Source organism: Pacificibacter sp. AS14, assembly GCF_038899935.1.
GTDB lineage: Bacteria > Pseudomonadota > Alphaproteobacteria > Rhodobacterales > Rhodobacteraceae > Celeribacter.
Map to the genome: position 1 here is coordinate 93,758 of NZ_JBBMQI010000011.1, position 16,643 is coordinate 110,400.

At 52.3% G+C, this 16,643-nt stretch carries 17 protein-coding genes and 1 pseudogene; 10 read left to right on the plus strand and 8 right to left on the minus strand.

The annotated features are described in order from the left end of the window. The first annotated feature begins 38 nt into the window (after positions 1-38). From ihfB to trpB, 5 genes are all read left to right on the plus strand, one after another. Positions 39-320 carry an integration host factor subunit beta gene (gene ihfB / locus WNY38_RS11895; RefSeq protein ID WP_085848881.1) on the plus strand — a complete coding sequence of 94 codons (282 nt, stop codon included), beginning with the start codon at positions 39-41 and terminating at the stop codon, positions 318-320. 10 nt (positions 321-330) lie between these two features. Further along, positions 331-678, plus strand: coding sequence for a LapA family protein (locus WNY38_RS11900; RefSeq protein ID WP_342857556.1), 348 nt, complete (start codon positions 331-333; stop codon positions 676-678). 11 nt (positions 679-689) lie between these two features. After that, positions 690-1,331, plus strand: a complete 642-nt coding sequence (locus tag WNY38_RS11905) for a phosphoribosylanthranilate isomerase (RefSeq protein ID WP_342857557.1) — start codon at positions 690-692, stop codon at positions 1,329-1,331. 112 nt (positions 1,332-1,443) lie between these two features. Next, positions 1,444-1,686, plus strand: a complete 243-nt coding sequence (locus WNY38_RS11910) for a hypothetical protein (protein ID WP_342857558.1) — start codon at positions 1,444-1,446, stop codon at positions 1,684-1,686. A 1-nt stretch (position 1,687) separates the two neighbouring features. Next, positions 1,688-2,935 carry a tryptophan synthase subunit beta gene (trpB, locus tag WNY38_RS11915; protein WP_342857559.1) on the plus strand — a complete coding sequence of 416 codons (1,248 nt, stop codon included), beginning with the start codon at positions 1,688-1,690 and terminating at the stop codon, positions 2,933-2,935. A 91-nt stretch (positions 2,936-3,026) separates the two neighbouring features. Here the strand turns inward: trpB and WNY38_RS11920 are convergent, their stop codons facing one another. The 3 genes from WNY38_RS11920 to WNY38_RS11930 form a co-directional block, all read right to left on the minus strand. Beyond that, a complete protein-coding gene (locus tag WNY38_RS11920) occupies positions 3,027-3,407 on the minus strand; it encodes a DUF2237 domain-containing protein (RefSeq protein WP_342857560.1) in 381 nt (126 codons plus the stop codon). Continuing rightward, entirely contained in the window at positions 3,404-4,120 is a 717-nt protein-coding gene (gene pth, locus WNY38_RS11925; protein WP_342857561.1) for an aminoacyl-tRNA hydrolase, read from the minus strand. Before pth ends, WNY38_RS11920 begins: the two co-directional genes overlap by 4 nt. A 128-nt stretch (positions 4,121-4,248) precedes the next feature. Continuing rightward, entirely contained in the window at positions 4,249-4,869 is a 621-nt protein-coding gene (locus WNY38_RS11930; protein ID WP_342857562.1) for a 50S ribosomal protein L25/general stress protein Ctc, read from the minus strand. A 249-nt stretch (positions 4,870-5,118) separates the two neighbouring features. Here WNY38_RS11930 and WNY38_RS11935 point away from each other — a divergent pair, with 249 nt between their 5' ends. Next, on the plus strand, positions 5,119-6,273 hold the full coding sequence (locus WNY38_RS11935) for an MFS transporter (protein ID WP_342857563.1): 1,155 nt from the start codon (positions 5,119-5,121) through the stop codon (positions 6,271-6,273). 92 nt (positions 6,274-6,365) lie between these two features. On the opposite strand, the gene WNY38_RS11940 is transcribed toward WNY38_RS11935, so the two are convergent. The 3 genes from WNY38_RS11940 to WNY38_RS11950 all read right to left on the minus strand — a co-directional run bounded on the left by WNY38_RS11940 (position 6,366) and on the right by WNY38_RS11950 (position 10,091). Next, on the minus strand, positions 6,366-7,529 hold the full coding sequence (locus WNY38_RS11940) for an alpha-hydroxy acid oxidase (RefSeq protein ID WP_342857564.1): 1,164 nt from the start codon (positions 7,527-7,529) through the stop codon (positions 6,366-6,368). A gap of 160 nt (positions 7,530-7,689) precedes the next feature. Beyond that, complete coding sequence (locus WNY38_RS11945; protein WP_342857565.1) at positions 7,690-8,937, minus strand: saccharopine dehydrogenase family protein; 1,248 nt, start codon at positions 8,935-8,937, stop codon at positions 7,690-7,692. Positions 8,938-8,984: 47 nt separating this feature from the next. Further along, on the minus strand, positions 8,985-10,091 hold the full coding sequence (locus tag WNY38_RS11950; protein WP_342857574.1) for a carboxynorspermidine decarboxylase: 1,107 nt from the start codon (positions 10,089-10,091) through the stop codon (positions 8,985-8,987). 157 nt (positions 10,092-10,248) lie between these two features. Here WNY38_RS11950 and WNY38_RS11955 point away from each other — a divergent pair, with 157 nt between their 5' ends. Beyond that, a complete protein-coding gene (locus tag WNY38_RS11955) occupies positions 10,249-11,154 on the plus strand; it encodes an alpha/beta hydrolase fold domain-containing protein (RefSeq protein WP_342857566.1) in 906 nt (301 codons plus the stop codon). A 64-nt stretch (positions 11,155-11,218) separates the two neighbouring features. On the opposite strand, the gene trpA is transcribed toward WNY38_RS11955, so the two are convergent. Then, positions 11,219-12,010, minus strand: a complete 792-nt coding sequence (gene trpA, locus WNY38_RS11960) for a tryptophan synthase subunit alpha (protein WP_342857567.1) — start codon at positions 12,008-12,010, stop codon at positions 11,219-11,221. Positions 12,011-12,149: 139 nt separating this feature from the next. Here trpA and ychF point away from each other — a divergent pair, with 139 nt between their 5' ends. Further along, a complete protein-coding gene (gene ychF, locus WNY38_RS11965) occupies positions 12,150-13,247 on the plus strand; it encodes a redox-regulated ATPase YchF (protein WP_342857568.1) in 1,098 nt (365 codons plus the stop codon). 836 nt (positions 13,248-14,083) lie between these two features. Here the strand turns inward: ychF and WNY38_RS11970 are convergent. Continuing rightward, a complete protein-coding gene (locus tag WNY38_RS11970; protein WP_342857569.1) occupies positions 14,084-15,016 on the minus strand; it encodes an aldehyde dehydrogenase family protein in 933 nt (310 codons plus the stop codon). A 670-nt stretch (positions 15,017-15,686) separates the two neighbouring features. On the opposite strand from WNY38_RS11970, the gene WNY38_RS11975 reads away from it, so the two are divergent. Together WNY38_RS11975 and WNY38_RS11980 are read left to right on the plus strand one after the other, a co-directional pair. Beyond that, positions 15,687-16,364 carry a sugar transferase gene (locus WNY38_RS11975; protein ID WP_342857570.1) on the plus strand — a complete coding sequence of 226 codons (678 nt, stop codon included), beginning with the start codon at positions 15,687-15,689 and terminating at the stop codon, positions 16,362-16,364. Positions 16,365-16,481: 117 nt separating this feature from the next. Continuing rightward, positions 16,482-16,643, plus strand: a pseudogene (locus WNY38_RS11980) (cupin domain-containing protein); the annotation flags it as partial.

The window sequence follows — 16,643 nt, forward strand, 5'->3', positions numbered from 1 at the left end:
CAGAAGGCGAAGCGTCAATTTATTAGGGGGACCTTTTCATGATCCGATCTGAACTCATTCAGAAGATCGCAGACGACAACCCGCATCTATACCAGCGGGACGTCGAGCGGATCGTGAATACGATCTTTGAAGAAATTATCGAAGCTATGGCCAAAGGTGACCGTGTCGAGCTGCGCGGTTTTGGCGCGTTTTCAGTCAAGAAGCGTGATGCCAGAATGGGACGCAATCCACGGACTGGCGAAAGTGTTCCTGTTGATGAAAAACATGTTCCGTTTTTCAAAACCGGCAAGTTGCTCCGCGACCGTTTAAACGAAGAGTAAGGAGCGCCCAATGCGCACCATCCGTTATGTTTTTCTCGCGGCACTTGCTGTCGCGCTTATCACTATTGCTTTGGCCAACCGTGCTGTTGTGACGCTTGATCTTTTGCCGGCTGAGCTGGCAGAATATTTGGGCATTGGCTATTCAGTTTCATTGCCGATGTTCATCGTTATTTTTGGCGCGATCATCGCGGGGCTGTTGATCGGTTTCATTTGGGAATGGATGCGCGAATACAAACATCGCGCAGCCGCGGTCAAACATCGCCGCGAAAAAGATCAGCTGGCACGCGAAGTGTCTAAGCTTAAGGTCGCCAAGGCTAAATCTGAAGGCGATGAAGTGCTCGCTTTGCTTGACGCTTAAAGTCATAAAAAATGGATACTCGCGTTAAAATTTGCGGGCTGAAAACGCCCGAAACCGTCGCGTCTGCTGTTGAAGCGGGCGCGCAATATCTTGGTTTTGTGTTCTTCGAAAAGTCTCCCCGCAATGTTTCGGTGCCTGTCGCGCGCGATCTGGCTTTGGACGTGCCTGTTGGTGTGGCCAAAGTGGCCTTGGTTGTGAATGCCACCGACGCAGAGCTGGATCATTTGATGGGCGAGGTGCCTATCGATATGTTGCAGCTACACGGCGCGGAAGACTTAGAACGGGTCAAGGCGATCCGTGCGCGTTATGGCCTTCCTGTGATGAAGGCTGTTGGTGTCGCTGGGCCGCAAGACATTCAGGCACTCGATGCCTACGGGTTGGTCAGCGATCAGGTGTTGGTAGATGCCAAAGCGCCCAAGAGTGCGGCTTTGCCTGGCGGCAATGGGCTGAGCTTTGACTGGCGTCTGATTTCAAAACGCGGCTGGAACGCGCCATGGATGTTGGCCGGTGGTTTGACACCTGAGAACGTTGTGCAGGCCATTCAATTGACCGGTGCCAAGCAGGTGGATGTGTCCTCTGGCGTGGAAAGCGCACCGGGTGTTAAAAATGCCGCTAAGATCCATGCTTTTATCGAAGCTATCCGCGCAGCTTGAACATCCCTTTCGACTTTTCCTCTGAAGATGTGAGTATTTTCCCCACGATAAAGCTGCATAGCTTTACCGCCCGGCAGCTGTGCGCTAATTGTTTCTTTGAAGGGGACTTTGGATGGCATTTGTACATAAAATTAGCAAAGATGAGGACCGGGAAATTAGGTCGCTGCATCCGACACGTTTGGAATGCCGCTATATCGCATCAGAAAGCAATGGAATGAAAATTCTGCAACTGAACTCATATGGCTCTGACGATCGGGATGTTCCGGGAAAACTTAGCCAAACGCTGCAATTTGACGAAAACTCGGCACAAGAGCTCTTCCAGGTGCTAAAAGCTGAGTTTGGATTCGAGGGATAAAATGAACGATCTTTTCAACAGCTTTATGAATGGTCCAGACGAAAAGGGCCGCTTTGGCAATTATGGCGGACGCTTTGTGTCTGAAACATTGATGCCTTTGATCCTCAGTCTTGAGGAAGAGTTTGAAAAAGCAAAGACCGATCCAAGCTTTTGGGCCGAGATGGATTATCTGTGGAAGCACTACGTGGGCCGTCCAAGCCCGCTGTATTTTGCAGAGAACATGACCAACGAGCTTGGCGGCGCAAAGATTTATCTTAAACGTGACGAACTGAACCACACTGGCGCGCATAAAATCAACAACGTGTTAGGCCAAATCATTTTGGCACGCCGTATGGGCAAGACGCGTATTATTGCTGAAACCGGTGCTGGTCAGCACGGCGTGGCGACAGCGACTGTATGTGCCAAGTTTGGTCTTGAATGCGTGATCTACATGGGCGCGCATGATGTTGAGCGCCAAGCGCCAAACGTCTTCCGTATGAAGTTGCTCGGCGCTGAAGTGGTGCCTGTGACCTCTGGCCGTGGCACGCTGAAAGACGCGATGAACGATGGTTTGCGCGATTGGGTCACCAACGTCCACAACACGTTCTACTGCATCGGCACAGTGGCTGGTCCACACCCTTACCCTGAAATGGTGCGCGATTTCCAAGCGATCATCGGCAAAGAAGTGCGCTGGCAGTTGCCTGAGCACGAAGGCGAAGGGCGTTTGCCTGATACAGTGATTGCCTCCATCGGTGGTGGGTCTAACGCCATGGGGCTGTTCTACCCGTTCTTGGATGACAAAAGCGTACGTATCATCGGCGTGGAAGCGGGCGGCAAAGGCGTGAATTCCAAGATGGAACATTGCGCGTCTTTGACGGGCGGACGCCCTGGCGTTCTGCATGGCAACCGGACGTATTTGTTGCAAGATGACGATGGTCAAATCTTGGAAGGATTCTCGATTTCAGCTGGCCTTGATTACCCTGGTATCGGACCTGAGCATGCATGGTTGCACGACACCAAACGCGCTGAATATGTGTCGATAACCGACAAAGAGGCGCTTGAGGCGTTCCAATTCTCGTGTCGCACCGAAGGTATCATTCCTGCGCTTGAGCCCTCTCACGCTTTGGCGCATGTGATAAAAATCGCGCCAACATTGCCGAAAGACCACGTGATCGTCATGAACATGTGTGGACGTGGGGACAAAGACATCTTCACCGTTGCACGTCACCTTGGCATGAAAATGGGTGCCGAAGGGCGCGACGTCGAATAAAGTATTTCGACAGGTCTGAATTTACAAAACGCAGGGTATTTCTGGTGCCCTGCGTTTTGCGTTTCGTCAGTTTGTTGAAGACGTCGTGGGGCTAAGCAGTGTCCGCAGCGTGCAATTTCAGGACCGCTAGGGGCACGATGTCGAGCGCACGCAAATGTGTGGCTGCCAGGTTGACCTTGGGTGCACAGCCCTCGTCATGGGCTTGCAAAAAACGCCCCGCGCACAAGCACCAGGCATCACCCGCTTTCAGGCCTGCAAACCCAAACTCTGGATGAGGCGTCGACAGGTCGTTTCCAACATACTTGGAATAGGCCAAAAATTCGTCCGTCATCACAGCGCAGATTGTATGAGAACCGGTATCCTCAGTGCAGGTGTTGCAAGCCCCATCGCGAAAGTAGCCTGTCAGTGGCGTTGTTGAACATAGCCCCAAAGGGCCGCCTAGAACATTCATGCTCGTGTCCGGGTTGATCATTTGAACTTATCCTTGAGCTTCTCAAAAGGGCTGCGTGTGTCTGGTTGCACGCTGTCTTGTTTCGGTGCTGTGGGCTTGGGCGTCACAGGCGCAGCAGTCTCGGTGTGCTTTGCGTTCGGTTTGCCGCCACCGCCACCAGAACGCGGTGGGTTTACACGCAGGCCCACAGCGTTGCCAAACTTAGCACTGTCTCCTGCAGCCAAGGCTGCCGCGCCATCAACGCAACCACGGATTAAATCATCCAGCCAGTCTTGATCGGCTTTGGCGAAATCAGACAGCACATATCCCGCTACGCGGTCTTTGTGTCCGGGGTGCCCAATACCCAAACGCACACGGTCATAATCGGCGCCGATGTGTTGGTGCATTGATCTCAACCCGTTGTGCCCTGCATGGCCGCCGCCGGTTTTGACGCGGGCTTTGCCGGGGGCCAAATCCAATTCGTCGTGAAAGACCACCACGTCTGCGGGGTCGAGTTTGTAAAACCGCATGGCCTCGCCGACGGATTGACCGGATAGGTTCATAAAGGTCTCGGGCTTGAGCAAGACAACCTTTTCGCTGCCCAGCTTGCCTTCAGACACTTTGCCCTGAAATTTTGCTCGCCATGGCGCGAACCCTGCCTCTTCGGCGATACGGTCGACAACCATAAAGCCGATGTTGTGGCGATTGCCTGCGTATTTTGCACCGGGATTGCCGAGGCCGACGAAAAGCTTCATGTGGGGTCTCCTGTTTGGTGTAATTTACGGGAACAGGCCGCGCCGCGCTATGGCAGATTGGCGATATGCACAAAAAAACGCGGACCGTGAGGGCCCGCGTTTTAATTCAGTCTAAAGAGCGGAAAAGCTTATGCTTCTGCGGCTTCTTCTGTCGCATCTTCATCATCAGAAGACCCCAGACCAGCTGGTGCAGTGATGTTCGCGATCACGAAATCACGATCGATCACAGATTTCGCGCCTGCAGGAAGCGCGATGTCAGAGATGTGGTACACATCACCGAGGTTGCCTGTAGACACGTCCAGAGTGATTTTCTCAGGAATGTCGCCAGCTGTCACGATAAGCTCGACCTCTGTGCGAACGTGCGTAACAACGCCGCCCTTTTTCATGCCAGGTGCTTCTTCTTCGCCAATGATCTCAACAGGGATGAAGAGATTGATGAGTGAAGTGCGCTTAAGGCGCATGAAGTCAACGTGCGTTGGAAGGTCTTTGACCACGTGGCGCTGTACGCCGCGGCAGATGACGCGAACGTCTTCTTGGCCTTCAACTTTGAGGTTGAACAAAGTGGACAAGAAGCGGCCTTGCTTAAGGCGTTTCAAAAGAACGTTGAACGGGATGTTGATCGGCAAAGGATCAGCTTCACCACCGTAAACGATACCTGGAACCAAGCCGTCGCGACGTGCTTGACGAGCGGCGCCCTTGCCTGTCCCCGTACGTTCCGTGGCAACAAGATCAGGAATCTCACCAGCCATAATAAATCTCCAATATTTTAGGGCGGGCCTCCTCCAAGGCTGTAGACCCGCGTGAAGTCGCGCGTATAGGCGATATTCCCTATAATTGAAAGAGGTTTTTGTAATCCAAGGTCACAAAGAGTGAACTCAAAGACTGCGATGCCGTCTTGTGTGAATTCTCGCTTTGCCATAGTTTAACCAAAGCGCTTTGAGGGCCTGTGGTCGATCGTCGACTTAAGGCCCATCATAGGCCGCGCTAGGGAGAGTACTATGTCTATTCTGAGGGCTGTGAAAGTGTCACGGGCGCCGTTTTTTGGCCTCGGGATTGTTGGCTTATACTGGGGGACGTTTTCGGCTATGGTGCCAGACCTCAAAGCCCAAGTTGGTGCCTCTGACGCGCAACTCGGGTGGGCGCTGATGACGGCAGCGATTGGTGGTATGGCGGCTATGTTTTTGGCACCAAAGGTGGCATTGGCGCTTGGGAAATATCAGTTGCCCGTGCTGGCTGTAATTTTAGCGCTTTTGACGCAACTACCTGTATTTGCGCATTCACTGCCGTTTATGTTTGTCATGATGGTGGTCTTGGGCGCAGCGGTGTCTGGCTTTGACATCACCTCTAACATGCGTTTGTCCGAACTTGAGGAACGCCATGGCTTGCATTTGATGAACGTCAATCATGCGATGTTTTCGCTGTGTTTTGGTCTCTCTGCACTTGCCGTTGGTTGGATGCGCCAATCGGGTATGGGAATCGCGCAAGTCTTTCCGCTTATGGGCGCGGTGCTGTTACTCGCCTCTGTGCTAACTTGGGAAAAAGACTGGCAGCCTGTGCAAAAAGAAGAGGGGGCTGCTGCTGTGCCAGCATCATTGCCGTGGTTCTTTATTCTAACAGTGTCTGTGATGCTGTTCGTGTCTTTTGTGGGAGAAAACGCAACCGAATCTTGGTCAGCCTTGTTCATTGAACGCGAGCTGGGCGGCGCTGTCGGGCATGGCAGTTTCGGCCCGACGACACTTGGTTTGGTGATGTTTGTTTTCCGCCTGATGGGGCAAGTGTTCACTGAAAAACTTGGTGAAGAACGTATTGTACTGTGGTCTGGTGTTTTTGGGGTGATTGGGTCTTTGGTGATGGCCCTTGCGCCGACCCAAGAGATTGCGCTTTTGGGGATCGGTATTTCGGCGATAGGTATGGCTGTGATTGTGCCGACGGCCAATTCGTTGTTGGGCAAGCTTGTACACCGTGAACAACGCGCCATCGCGATTTCGCGCGCTTGGATGTTTGGGTTTTCGGGCTTCTTTATCGGACCTGCACTGATCGGGTTTGTGTCTCAGCACTGGGGTTTACGCGTGGCCTTTGTCATCGTGGCAGGTCTGGTCGCGACGATCATTCCAGCAGTGTTGATGGTTAAATCAAAACGAGCCGCCGGATAGCAATCAAGGGCGTTGATTTTGCCCTTTTAGAATAATGCATGATTTCCGCGCCCAGCTGTCGTTGGGCGCGGAGACTTTAAATTTTAGGCGTGTCAGTCCCACTCACCCGCAAAGTTCTTCGGTACAAGAACAGTCTCGCGATCCATTTTTTCAATATGTTTACGTCCGCACAGCGCCATGGTGAGGTCCATTTCTTTGTGGATCACTTCGAGCGCTTTTGTGACGCCTGCTTCGCCATTGGCCCCAAGCCCGTGGATGAACGCACGGCCAATATAGGTGCCCTTGGCCCCCATCGCGATGGCTTTGAGCACGTCTTGACCAGAGCGAATACCACTATCGAGATGCACTTCAATTTGGTCGCCTACGGCGTCAATAATCGCTGGCAGCATTTTGATCGACGACAAAGCGCCATCGAGCTGACGGCCACCGTGGTTTGAAACGATGATGGCGTCCGCGCCCACTTCGACGGCTTTGAGCGCATCCTCGGGTTCCATAATGCCTTTGAGGATAAGTTTGCCGCCCCACATTTCTTTGATCTTCGCGATTTTTTCCCAATCGAGACGTGGGTCGAATTGCTCGGCCGTCCATGTCATCAAAGACCCCATGTTGCTGACGCCGCGCGCATGGCCGACTATATTGCCAAAGGATTTGTTCTTTGTGCCAAGCATGCCCATACCCCAGCGCCATTTGGTCGCGAGATCCAACATATTGCCAACCGTCGGGCGCAAAGGAACAGACAGTCCATTTTTCAAATCTTTGTGGCGTTGGCCCAAGATTTGCAAATCGAGCGTCAGAACGAGTGCTGAACACTTGGCGTCTTTGGCGCGCTGGATGATACCTTCCAAAAACTCTTGATCGCGCATCACATAAAGCTGGAACCAAAAGGGCTTGGTTGTGTGTTTGGCGACTTCTTCGATTGAGCACACAGACATTGTGGACAGAGTGAACGGCACGCCGAACTTTTCTGCTGCCTTCGCGGCTTTGATTTCGCCGTCAGCGCATTGCATGCCAGTCAACCCAACAGGGGCAAGTGCCACAGGCATGGCGACGTCTTGGCCGATCATCTTGGTCTCGGTTGAGCGTCCTGTCATGTCGACGGCTATGCGTTGACGAAACCGGATTTGATCAAAGTCAGAGGTGTTCTCGCGAAAGGTTTGTTCGGTCCAAGACCCGCTTTCGCAGTAGTCGTAGAACATCTTTGGCGTACGTCGTTTGTGTTGACGTTTAAGGTCAGCAATGTTGGTGATTACGGCCATGAGATGTCCTTTTGGTCTAAATTGGTTATGTTCAGTTACCAATTTAGGCTATATCGTGCAATCCCATTTCTCATCTTTCGTGTCTCTGTTGCGCACAGGAAGGTCCGAAATGCAAAAGGCCCGCACGAGGTGCGGGCCTTTGAGTGTTTTTTGTGCGGATCTAAGCGTTCCAGGCTTGGTCTTTTCCACCCAATCCACCGATCTGAACACGTGTCGGCAGGCCGATGCGGTCCATGATGGTGAAAAACGGTTTGGGATCGAGCTCTTCCACATTGCGCATGGTTTTCACGTCCCATGCGCCGCTTGCAACCAACAGTGCTGCTGCCACGGGCGGCACGCCTGCAGTGAACGAAATTCCTTGAGACCCGGTTTCATTATAGGCCTCTTTGTGGTCTGCTACGTTGTAGACGAACACCTCGACGTCTTTGCCGTCTTTCGTACCTTTGACCAAATCGCCGATACAGGTTTTGCCGGTGTAGTTCGGCGCCAATGAAGACGGATCAGGCAGCACAGCTTTAACAACTTTAAGCGGCACAACTTCTTGCCCTTCGGCGGTCATGACTGGCTGTTCAGACAAAAGGCCAAGATTTTTCAACACAGTAAAGACGTTGATGTAGTGGTCACCAAAGCCCATCCAAAACCGCACATCGGCTTGCGGATAGTTGGCCGACAGCGAGTGCACCTCGTCGTGGCCAGACATGTAAGCCTGTGAGGGGCCGACAACAGGCAAGTCCCAGACCTTGTCAACTTCGAACATTTCATTGCTCTGCCATGCGCCTTGCTGCCATGAATAGACAACGCCGGTGAATTCACGGAAGTTGATTTCAGGATCAAAGTTGGTGGCGAAATATTTGCCATGGTCGCCTGCGTTGATGTCGACGATGTCGATCGATGTGACCTCATCCATGAATTCATCAATCGCAAAACGGGCAAAGGCATTTACAACGCCTGGATCAAAGCCTGCGCCCAAGATGGCGGTGATGCCCTTCTCGGCGCATAGATCGCGCTTTTTCCATTCATAATTGGCGTACCAAGGCGGTGTTTCGCAGATCTTTTTCGGATCTTCATGAATGGCCGTGTCGATATAGGCAGCACCCGTTTCGATACAAGCGTCCAGAACCGTCATGTTGACGAAGGCAGAGCCCACGTTGATCACGATTTGCGCGTCGACTTTACTAATCAGGGCGGCAACTGCGATTGTGTCCATCGCATCGACTTGGTGCGCCGCAAGAACGCCCTCTTGTTTCATCGCGTTTTTCTCTGCGACAGTCTCAAGCAAGCTTTCGCATTTGGAAAGCGTGCGGCTGGCGATGTGAATTTCGCCAAACACATCGTTGTTTTGTGCACATTTGTGCAAGACGACCTGAGCGACGCCGCCAGCGCCGATGATGAGTACGTTCTTAGTCAATTCAAAAGACCCCCTTTGGTGGGTTGGGTGAGTGAGCGGAAGCCGGGTTACCCCAGTGCCGCAACGAAATCGGAATAGTCAAAATCGCGCACAAGATTGACCGAGCCGTCCAGTTCGCGCACGGCGATGGCAGGCATTCTGACGCCATTAAACCAGTTCTTCTTGACCATTGTGTAGCCGCCTGCGTCCTGAAAGGACAGACGGTCACCGGTTTGAAGTGGTTTTTCGAACTTAAATTCGCCAAAAATATCCCCTGCCAAGCAAGATTTTCCGCAGACCATCCAATCATACGCACCGGTGTCGGGGCTGATCTTTGCAGTTTCGCGATAGATCAAGAGGTCCAGCATATGCGCCTCGATGGAGCTGTCGACGATGGCCAAGTTTTTGCCGTTGTGCAGGGTGTCAAGCACCGAGACTTCCAATGTGGTCGATCCGGTGATCGCCGCCTCGCCAGGTTCCAGATAGACTTGCACTTCGTTCTCGCCAGCGAAACGTTTGAGGCGCTCGGCAAAGCGCGCCAAAGGATAGTCATCGCCAGTGAAATGAATACCGCCACCCAGAGAGACCCATTTCATTTGCTTAATCAACGCGCCAAAGCGATCTTCGATATGGCCCAGCATTTCATCGAAGCGATCAAAATCGTCGTTCTCACAGTTGTTGTGAAACATAAAGCCCGAGATCAAATCTGCGACAGGAGCGATGCCCTCGACAGTGTGTTCGCCCAACCGCGAGAAGGGCCGCGCAGGGTCGGCCAGATCAAAATCGGATGTCGACACACCTGGATTGACGCGCAGGCCACGTGTGTGGTCGCGGGACTGGCCTTCAAAACGCAAAAGCTGCGCTGCGGTGTTGAAAATCACTTTGTCAGAGACGTTCAGAACTTCGTCAATTTCATGATCCGCCCAAGCAACAGAATAGGCGTGGGTCTCTTTGCCTTTGGTGGGCCCAAACTTTTCACGACCCAATTTAACCTCATACAATGATGACGATGTCGTGCCATCCATATAGTCGGACATGAAATCAAACACCGGCCAGCTGGCAAAACATTTGAGCGCCAACAAGGCTTTCGCCCCAGACAGCTCACGTAGCCGCGCGATCTTTTCCATATTTGGCAAAAGACGGGCTTTGTCGATGAGGTAATATGGTGTCTGGATCATCAGTGGTCTCGCGGCTGTACTCAAAAAATATATGAAGGGCTCAGGTAGTGGTTTTTGCTCCGCGCAGCAAGAGAAACTCGTTTTGACACAGGCCGATTTCGCTTGCGTCGCGGTGTGCCTGTGGCAAAAACTATTTCTTAAAGGAGACATTCAGATGACTGGCCCAAGTCCCAAACGCCCCGATCCTGCTTTGCTTGAAATATCACAGCGCTTTTCTGCCCCGAACCTTGTGGGCGAGGTCAAAGAAGATATGCCGATGATCCGCCAAGCTGCCCGTAAAGCACGCACAGGGCTTGTCGGGCGTATGGCGGATCAGGTTGAGGTGATGGATCTTGGCGTTTTGCGCCGGTTTGTGCCCAAACCTGCGGATCGGTCTGCGATCATCATTTACGCCCATGGCGGGGGGTGGGTGACGGGTGATACGGTCACCCATGGTGGCCTTATGACGGATTTGGCGGCGCTGACGGGTTATGAGGTCTTGGGGCCTGAATATCCGCTTGCGCCTGAAAACCCATATCCAGCGGGTTTGGATCATTTGATGCAATTGATCGATGATACAATCGCGGCCAAACCCAATGCCAAGATCATTTTGGCTGGCGACAGTGCAGGGGCCAATCTGGCTTTGGCTGCGGCTTTGCGTCTGCGCGACGACGGGCGCGGCGATGTGATTTCTGCCATGTTGTTGTGGTATGGCTGTTACCGGCGCCTGTTTGACACTCCGTCGCACAAATCCTTTGGCGCAGGCGATCATGGGCTGACGACTGATGCCATGGCACGCATGTGGGATTGGTATCTTGGCGATCACAATGATCCCAAGTATGGCGATTTGACCAAAGCTGCCTTGCACGATCTGCCGCCAGCATACTTGTGTGAAGCCGAGTTGGATTGTTTGGCCTCAGACTCCGCATGGTTGGCAGGGGCACTGGCGCAAGCGGGCGTGCCATACACTTACACGCAGGTCAAAGATGTGCCCCATGGCTTTGCGCATTTTGGCCAGTTTTATGCTCCGTCGTTCAATGCTCTGGAACAGGCCGAGCATTTTTTAAAGGGCCAACTTTAGTCTGGCGATGAAAAAAAGGGAGCCGCGAGGCCCCCTTTGAATAGATATATGTCTGTCTGTGTGCTTAGGCGCTATGTGCGCCATCGGCCAAAGTCTTCACAAAAGCAGCGACCTCTTCAACAGATTTGCCTTGCGCGATTTGGTTCACAATCGCAGAGCCAACTACAGTACCATCTGCAATCGATGCGATCTCACGCGCTTTCTCTGGTGTGTTCACACCAAAGCCAACGATAACGGGCAGATCCGTGTGCGATTTGATTCGCGCAACTTCAGGCCCAACACTGTCGCCAGAAGCTTCTGCCGCACCGGTCACGCCGTTCACAGACACATAGTATACAAAGCCAGAGGTGTTGGTCAAAACCTTGGGCAAGCGTTTCGCGTCTGTGGTCGGTGTCGCAAGGCGAATAAAGTTCAGACCTGCAGCTTGCGCCGGAATGCACAGTTCGTCGTCTTCTTCAGGGGGCAGATCGACAACGATCAAGCCGTCAACGCCCGCCGCTTTTGCATCGACCAAAAACTTATCCACGCCACGCGAATAGATCGGGTTGTAATAGCCCATCATCACAATCGGTGTCGTATCGTCAAATGCGCGAAAAGCTGCAGCCATATCCAGCGTCTTTTGCAAGGTCATACCCGCAGCAAGCGCACGTTGGCCTGCAAGTTGGATAGTAGATCCATCGGCCATCGGATCAGTGAACGGTATGCCCAGTTCGATAATATCGACACCAGCAGCAGGCAGCGCCTTGATGATGTCGAGCGCTTTTTCCTCGTCGGGATCGCCCGCCATAACATAGGCCACGAAGGCTTTTTTCCCTGCGGCTTTCAGCGCGGCAAATTTATCGTCGATCCGTGTCATATCAGGCTCCGTTCTGCGTTTGCGCTCAGGTTTCGCCGATCTTTGGCCCAAGTGCAATGGGCAAGCGTGCCTGTTGGTCTTGCGCGATTGCGAATTGCCGCATAGACACGCGTGGAATCGACACGGAAAAGGACGCGACATGGGTTTTAAGATGGGTATCGTTGGACTGCCAAACGTAGGCAAGTCGACGCTTTTTAACGCTTTGACGAAGACCGCTGCCGCGCAGGCCGCGAACTTTCCGTTTTGTACCATTGAGCCCAATGTGGGCGAGGTGGCCGTGCCAGACGCGCGCCTTGACGCTTTGGCAGATATCGCAGGCTCTAAGCAGATCATCCCAACACGCATGACATTTGTCGATATCGCGGGTCTGGTCAAAGGCGCGTCCAAAGGCGAAGGCCTTGGCAATCAGTTTTTGGCCAACATCCGCGAATGTGACGCGATTGCCCATGTGGTGCGCTGTTTTGAAGATGGCGATGTGACCCACGTTGAAGGCCGGGTTGATCCCGTTGATGATGCCTCCGTGATCGAAACCGAATTGATGCTGGCTGACTTGGAAAGCATCATCAAACGCCGTTCCGGTCTCGTGCGTAAAATCAAAGGCAACGACAAAGACGCGATCCAACAAGAGCGTCTTTTGGCTGCCGCTCAAGACGCGATTGAAAACGACAAACCAGCGCGCACCGTCGAAGTCGACGAAGACGATGCAAAAGCGTGGCGTTTGCTGCAGCTTTTGTCGCAAAAGCCGATCTTGTATGTGTGTAACGTCGAAGAAGAAAACGCCTCAAAAGGCAACGCGCATTCTGCGGCTGTTGCTGAAATGGCCGCTGCACAAGGTGCGGGCGCTGTGGTGATTTCCGCCAAGATCGAAGAAGAAATTTCCCAGCTTGATGCCGAGGAAGCCGAGATGTTTTTGGGCGAGATGGGCTTGGAAGAGGCCGGTCTTGACCGCCTGATCCGCGAAGGTTACGAGCTGTTGAAATTGGAAACCTACTTTACAGTCGGCCCAAAAGAAGCGCGCGCTTGGACAATCCCAGCGGGCACAAGCGCACCGGCGGCGGCTGGGGTTATTCACGGTGATTTCGAACGCGGCTTTATCCGTGCAGAGACCATTGCCTATGATGATTACATCGAATGCAAAGGCGAAACTAAATCCAAAGAAACCGGCAAAATGCGCGCCGAGGGCAAGGGCTATATCGTCAAAGACGGCGATGTGATGCACTTCTTGTTCAACACGTAAACCTTTTAAAAACCACATAAAAGGCCGCCTCATGAGGGCGGCCTTTTGCGTTTCGTTTATGCAATGCCGCGCATGTCGATTGCGCGCCCAGTTCTGCGGTGTCGTAAGTCTAACTAGCAGCGACCATTTGGGCTGCCCGCAAGGGCTTGGGCGCTTGCGGGCCCATACACACCATCTGGCACAAGACCGTAAGCCCGCTGGAAGCGAACAAAAGTCTGCTGCGTGAAAGGGCCCCAAACACCGTCCGCGAAACCCGCGGGCAGACCTTTGCAATGACGTTGGAGATCTGTTTGTATTTGGAGAATCGGGAGAACACTTGCAGCGCTCCTCTTTACGCAGTTCTGCGATTTGCTCTGTGCGCCGCACTGCACGCCGTTGTTTGCACGGGGCGCGCTTTCTGGTCTGCTTTGTGTTTGTGCAACAGATTGAGAAGCCAGCGATACCAATATCGCAGCAGCAGTCGTTGTGGTCTTTAGTCTATTCATTTGATCATACTTTCATAGCGCGTGGTTGCGCGTACCATTTAAATCGTCACAAAACTGTGCCGCCAAATCGCTTCAAGATGCAGAAAACCCGAGGGAGCAGCTGCGTGTTGGCAGTGATGCCGTATAAGTCGGCAATCGGGTCGAAAATATGCCAAAAGCGACCAGTCTGGTGAGAGATTGTTGAAACGATCGTACTCTAGTGAACGGCGCGCGCTTGCATTTCCGTCGCATGCGGGTGCACTTTTTATTTCGGTATGATGTGAAAGCCGCGCACCTGCACCGGGAAGCGGCAGAGGTGCGGCTGGGATTTTTTGTCCGCAGAGCGAATAAACGCCTTCAGTCGACATAATATCACATCAGTTTACGGACCAGTTTCATCAATCGTTTTTTCACCCCCGTCATAGGCGGCTCTGTCAGGCTCATAGCGTTCCATTTGGCTTGGCGCAGCACGGGTTTCATATGGCTGAAGGTCTCGAAACCCGCCTTGCCGTGATAGACGCCATAGCCTGACGCGCCAACGCCGCCAAAGAGAAGGCTGTCCACAGCCACATGGATCACGGTGTCATTCACTGTCACCCCGCCGGACATCGAGCGCTCAAGCCAAAGGTCTTGTTCGCTTTTGTCTTGGGCAAAGACATAAAGCGCCAGCGGGCGGTCTCGCTCGTTCACGAAACTCAGTGCCTGTTCCGCCGTGTCATAAGGAAGGATTGGCAAAACTGGCCCAAAGATTTCGTCTCTCATAATCGCGCAATCCAGCGGCGGATCAATCACCAGTGCAGGCGCGTACTTGCGCTGATTGTCACGAAGGTTTCCATCTGAGCACGCGGCACCAAGGCATAATCGGGGGCCACGCAAACTTGCCCCGGATTGGCTGTAATGCCCCAGATGATCCGGCGCGCGGCCCGATCCAAATCTGCAGATGGCATGACCACGGTTGGGGATTTGCCCCCCCAGTTCTAAAGTCACGAGCGTCAGATTTTGCGCCGCAGCCATGGCCACTTTGCGCCCCACGGCGGTGGAGTCGGTGAAAAGTAAATGATCAAAGGGCAGGTTCGAAAACGCGGCGGCCACCTCTGTGTCGCCCAAAACCACTTGAACAACCTCGGCGTCGAAATAGCGCCAACAACGCCGCGTGGTTGCGCCTATATATGGGCGCGCGCCGGCGAGAAGGTAAGCTACAAGGTAAAAGGTGTAAGCACGTAACGCTTTCGCATCCAATATTTCAGGTGACGTTTTTGGTATCGCACATTGCTTATCGACGTGCCCAAATCGAGCGACAAACATTCTTCGCGACTGCGATAGGTGGAATCGGTTTGCATTGCAGCAATCAACTGTGACGCGAAATCCGTGAGGAAAGCCTCTAAGCGATCTAGCAACATGCGTCGCGTGTCAAAATCTGCAGGGGGTGATGTATTTTTCGCGGCCTTAAGAGTTTGAAACTGCGCGCAGATTAGGGGGAGACGGGGAAACGCTCTTCATCAAATCTGACTTTATTCTGGGGGCTGCCTGCGCAGTTGTATAGAACTTATCGAAAACGCATTAAGTGATCTAGGGCCGCTGCGCATTTTGCTGAGGTCCGTGTCGGTTAGGCGAAAAGTATTAAGGATTTCTATAAGTTGCGCAGTCAATGCGGGATTCCCAGAGCTGAAGAGAGCGCTCTGCGCGATATAAAGTCAAAACGAATCGAGGGTAACTTTGTTTAATAAAAGGATAAAGTTCCAATTGAGCCTAATAATTGAGCGACTCGCCTTTTAGTTGTTGGTCGGCAATGATTGTCTGTTGTTATTTTTCAGTGCCTTAACGTAAATCATAAAAAAGTTTCGCAAAAAAAGACACTTCATAAGTTAATAATTTGCTAACAGTGGTGCGAATTTAAGGCCTATCTTAATTTAGGTTCGCAATCCTTCTTTGTGAATGTTAGACAAGGCGACTTTGTGAGTTTAGGAGATATCAAATGACGCATACATCAACAGAAGTACTGCCGAGCGTTAGAAGCAAGGCCACTCCGCGTAAGGCCTTAGTTTACCGCTTATTCGGCAAGCGTCTTTTCGATATTTTGATTTGCCTCGCGCTGGCGCCTATTGCGCTGCCGGTGATTGCGATTATCGGTCTTCTGATTCGCAAAGATGGCGGATCGGCATTTTTTAGCCAAACACGTGTCGGCAAGAATGGACGGCACTTTAAGTGTCTGAAGTTGCGTACCATGCGTGTTGATGCTGAAGAATACTTGCTCGAAATGTGTCGCATCGACCCAGAAATTCGAAAAGAATGGGAGCTTTATCAAAAACTTGATAAGGATCCGCGCATCACCAAAATTGGTAACATTTTGCGCAAGACAAGCCTTGATGAACTTCCACAGTTTTTAAACGTTTTGTTCGGCGATATGAGCTATTTTGGTCCGCGCCCATTTCTTCCAAGTCAAAGTGCATTGTATTTGAACGCCGGTGGCGAAGCATATTTTAAGATGAACCCTGGTATTTCTGGAGCTTGGCAAGTTTCGACGCGCAATGAATCTACATTTATTGAACGCGTTGAGTATGACGAAGCCTACTACAAAGAAATGTCCTTTTTGACAGACATTACGTTGCTTTGGAAAACCTTCGCTGTGGTCATCCAACGCAAAGGTAAGTGATCAGATCATGCAGGGTGCGTTCTGACAAATGCTCCCTGAAAGAGCATTTGTCTATGGAGGTTTTGAACCTGTCTATTTTTGATCCGTCCATTGCTATGACTTGCTGATCGCGGTCTTTTAAAAATCCATTTTCACTGCTCGGCAGATTGGATTGTGATTGAAGGTAGGGTAGAGATGACAGTGGACGACAAGTTGTGTCTCATGACAGAAAACCAATCGGTCTATCTGCCTTTGGGCTGCGTGCACCGTATGGAGAACCCAGGCAAAGTGCCTATGGTT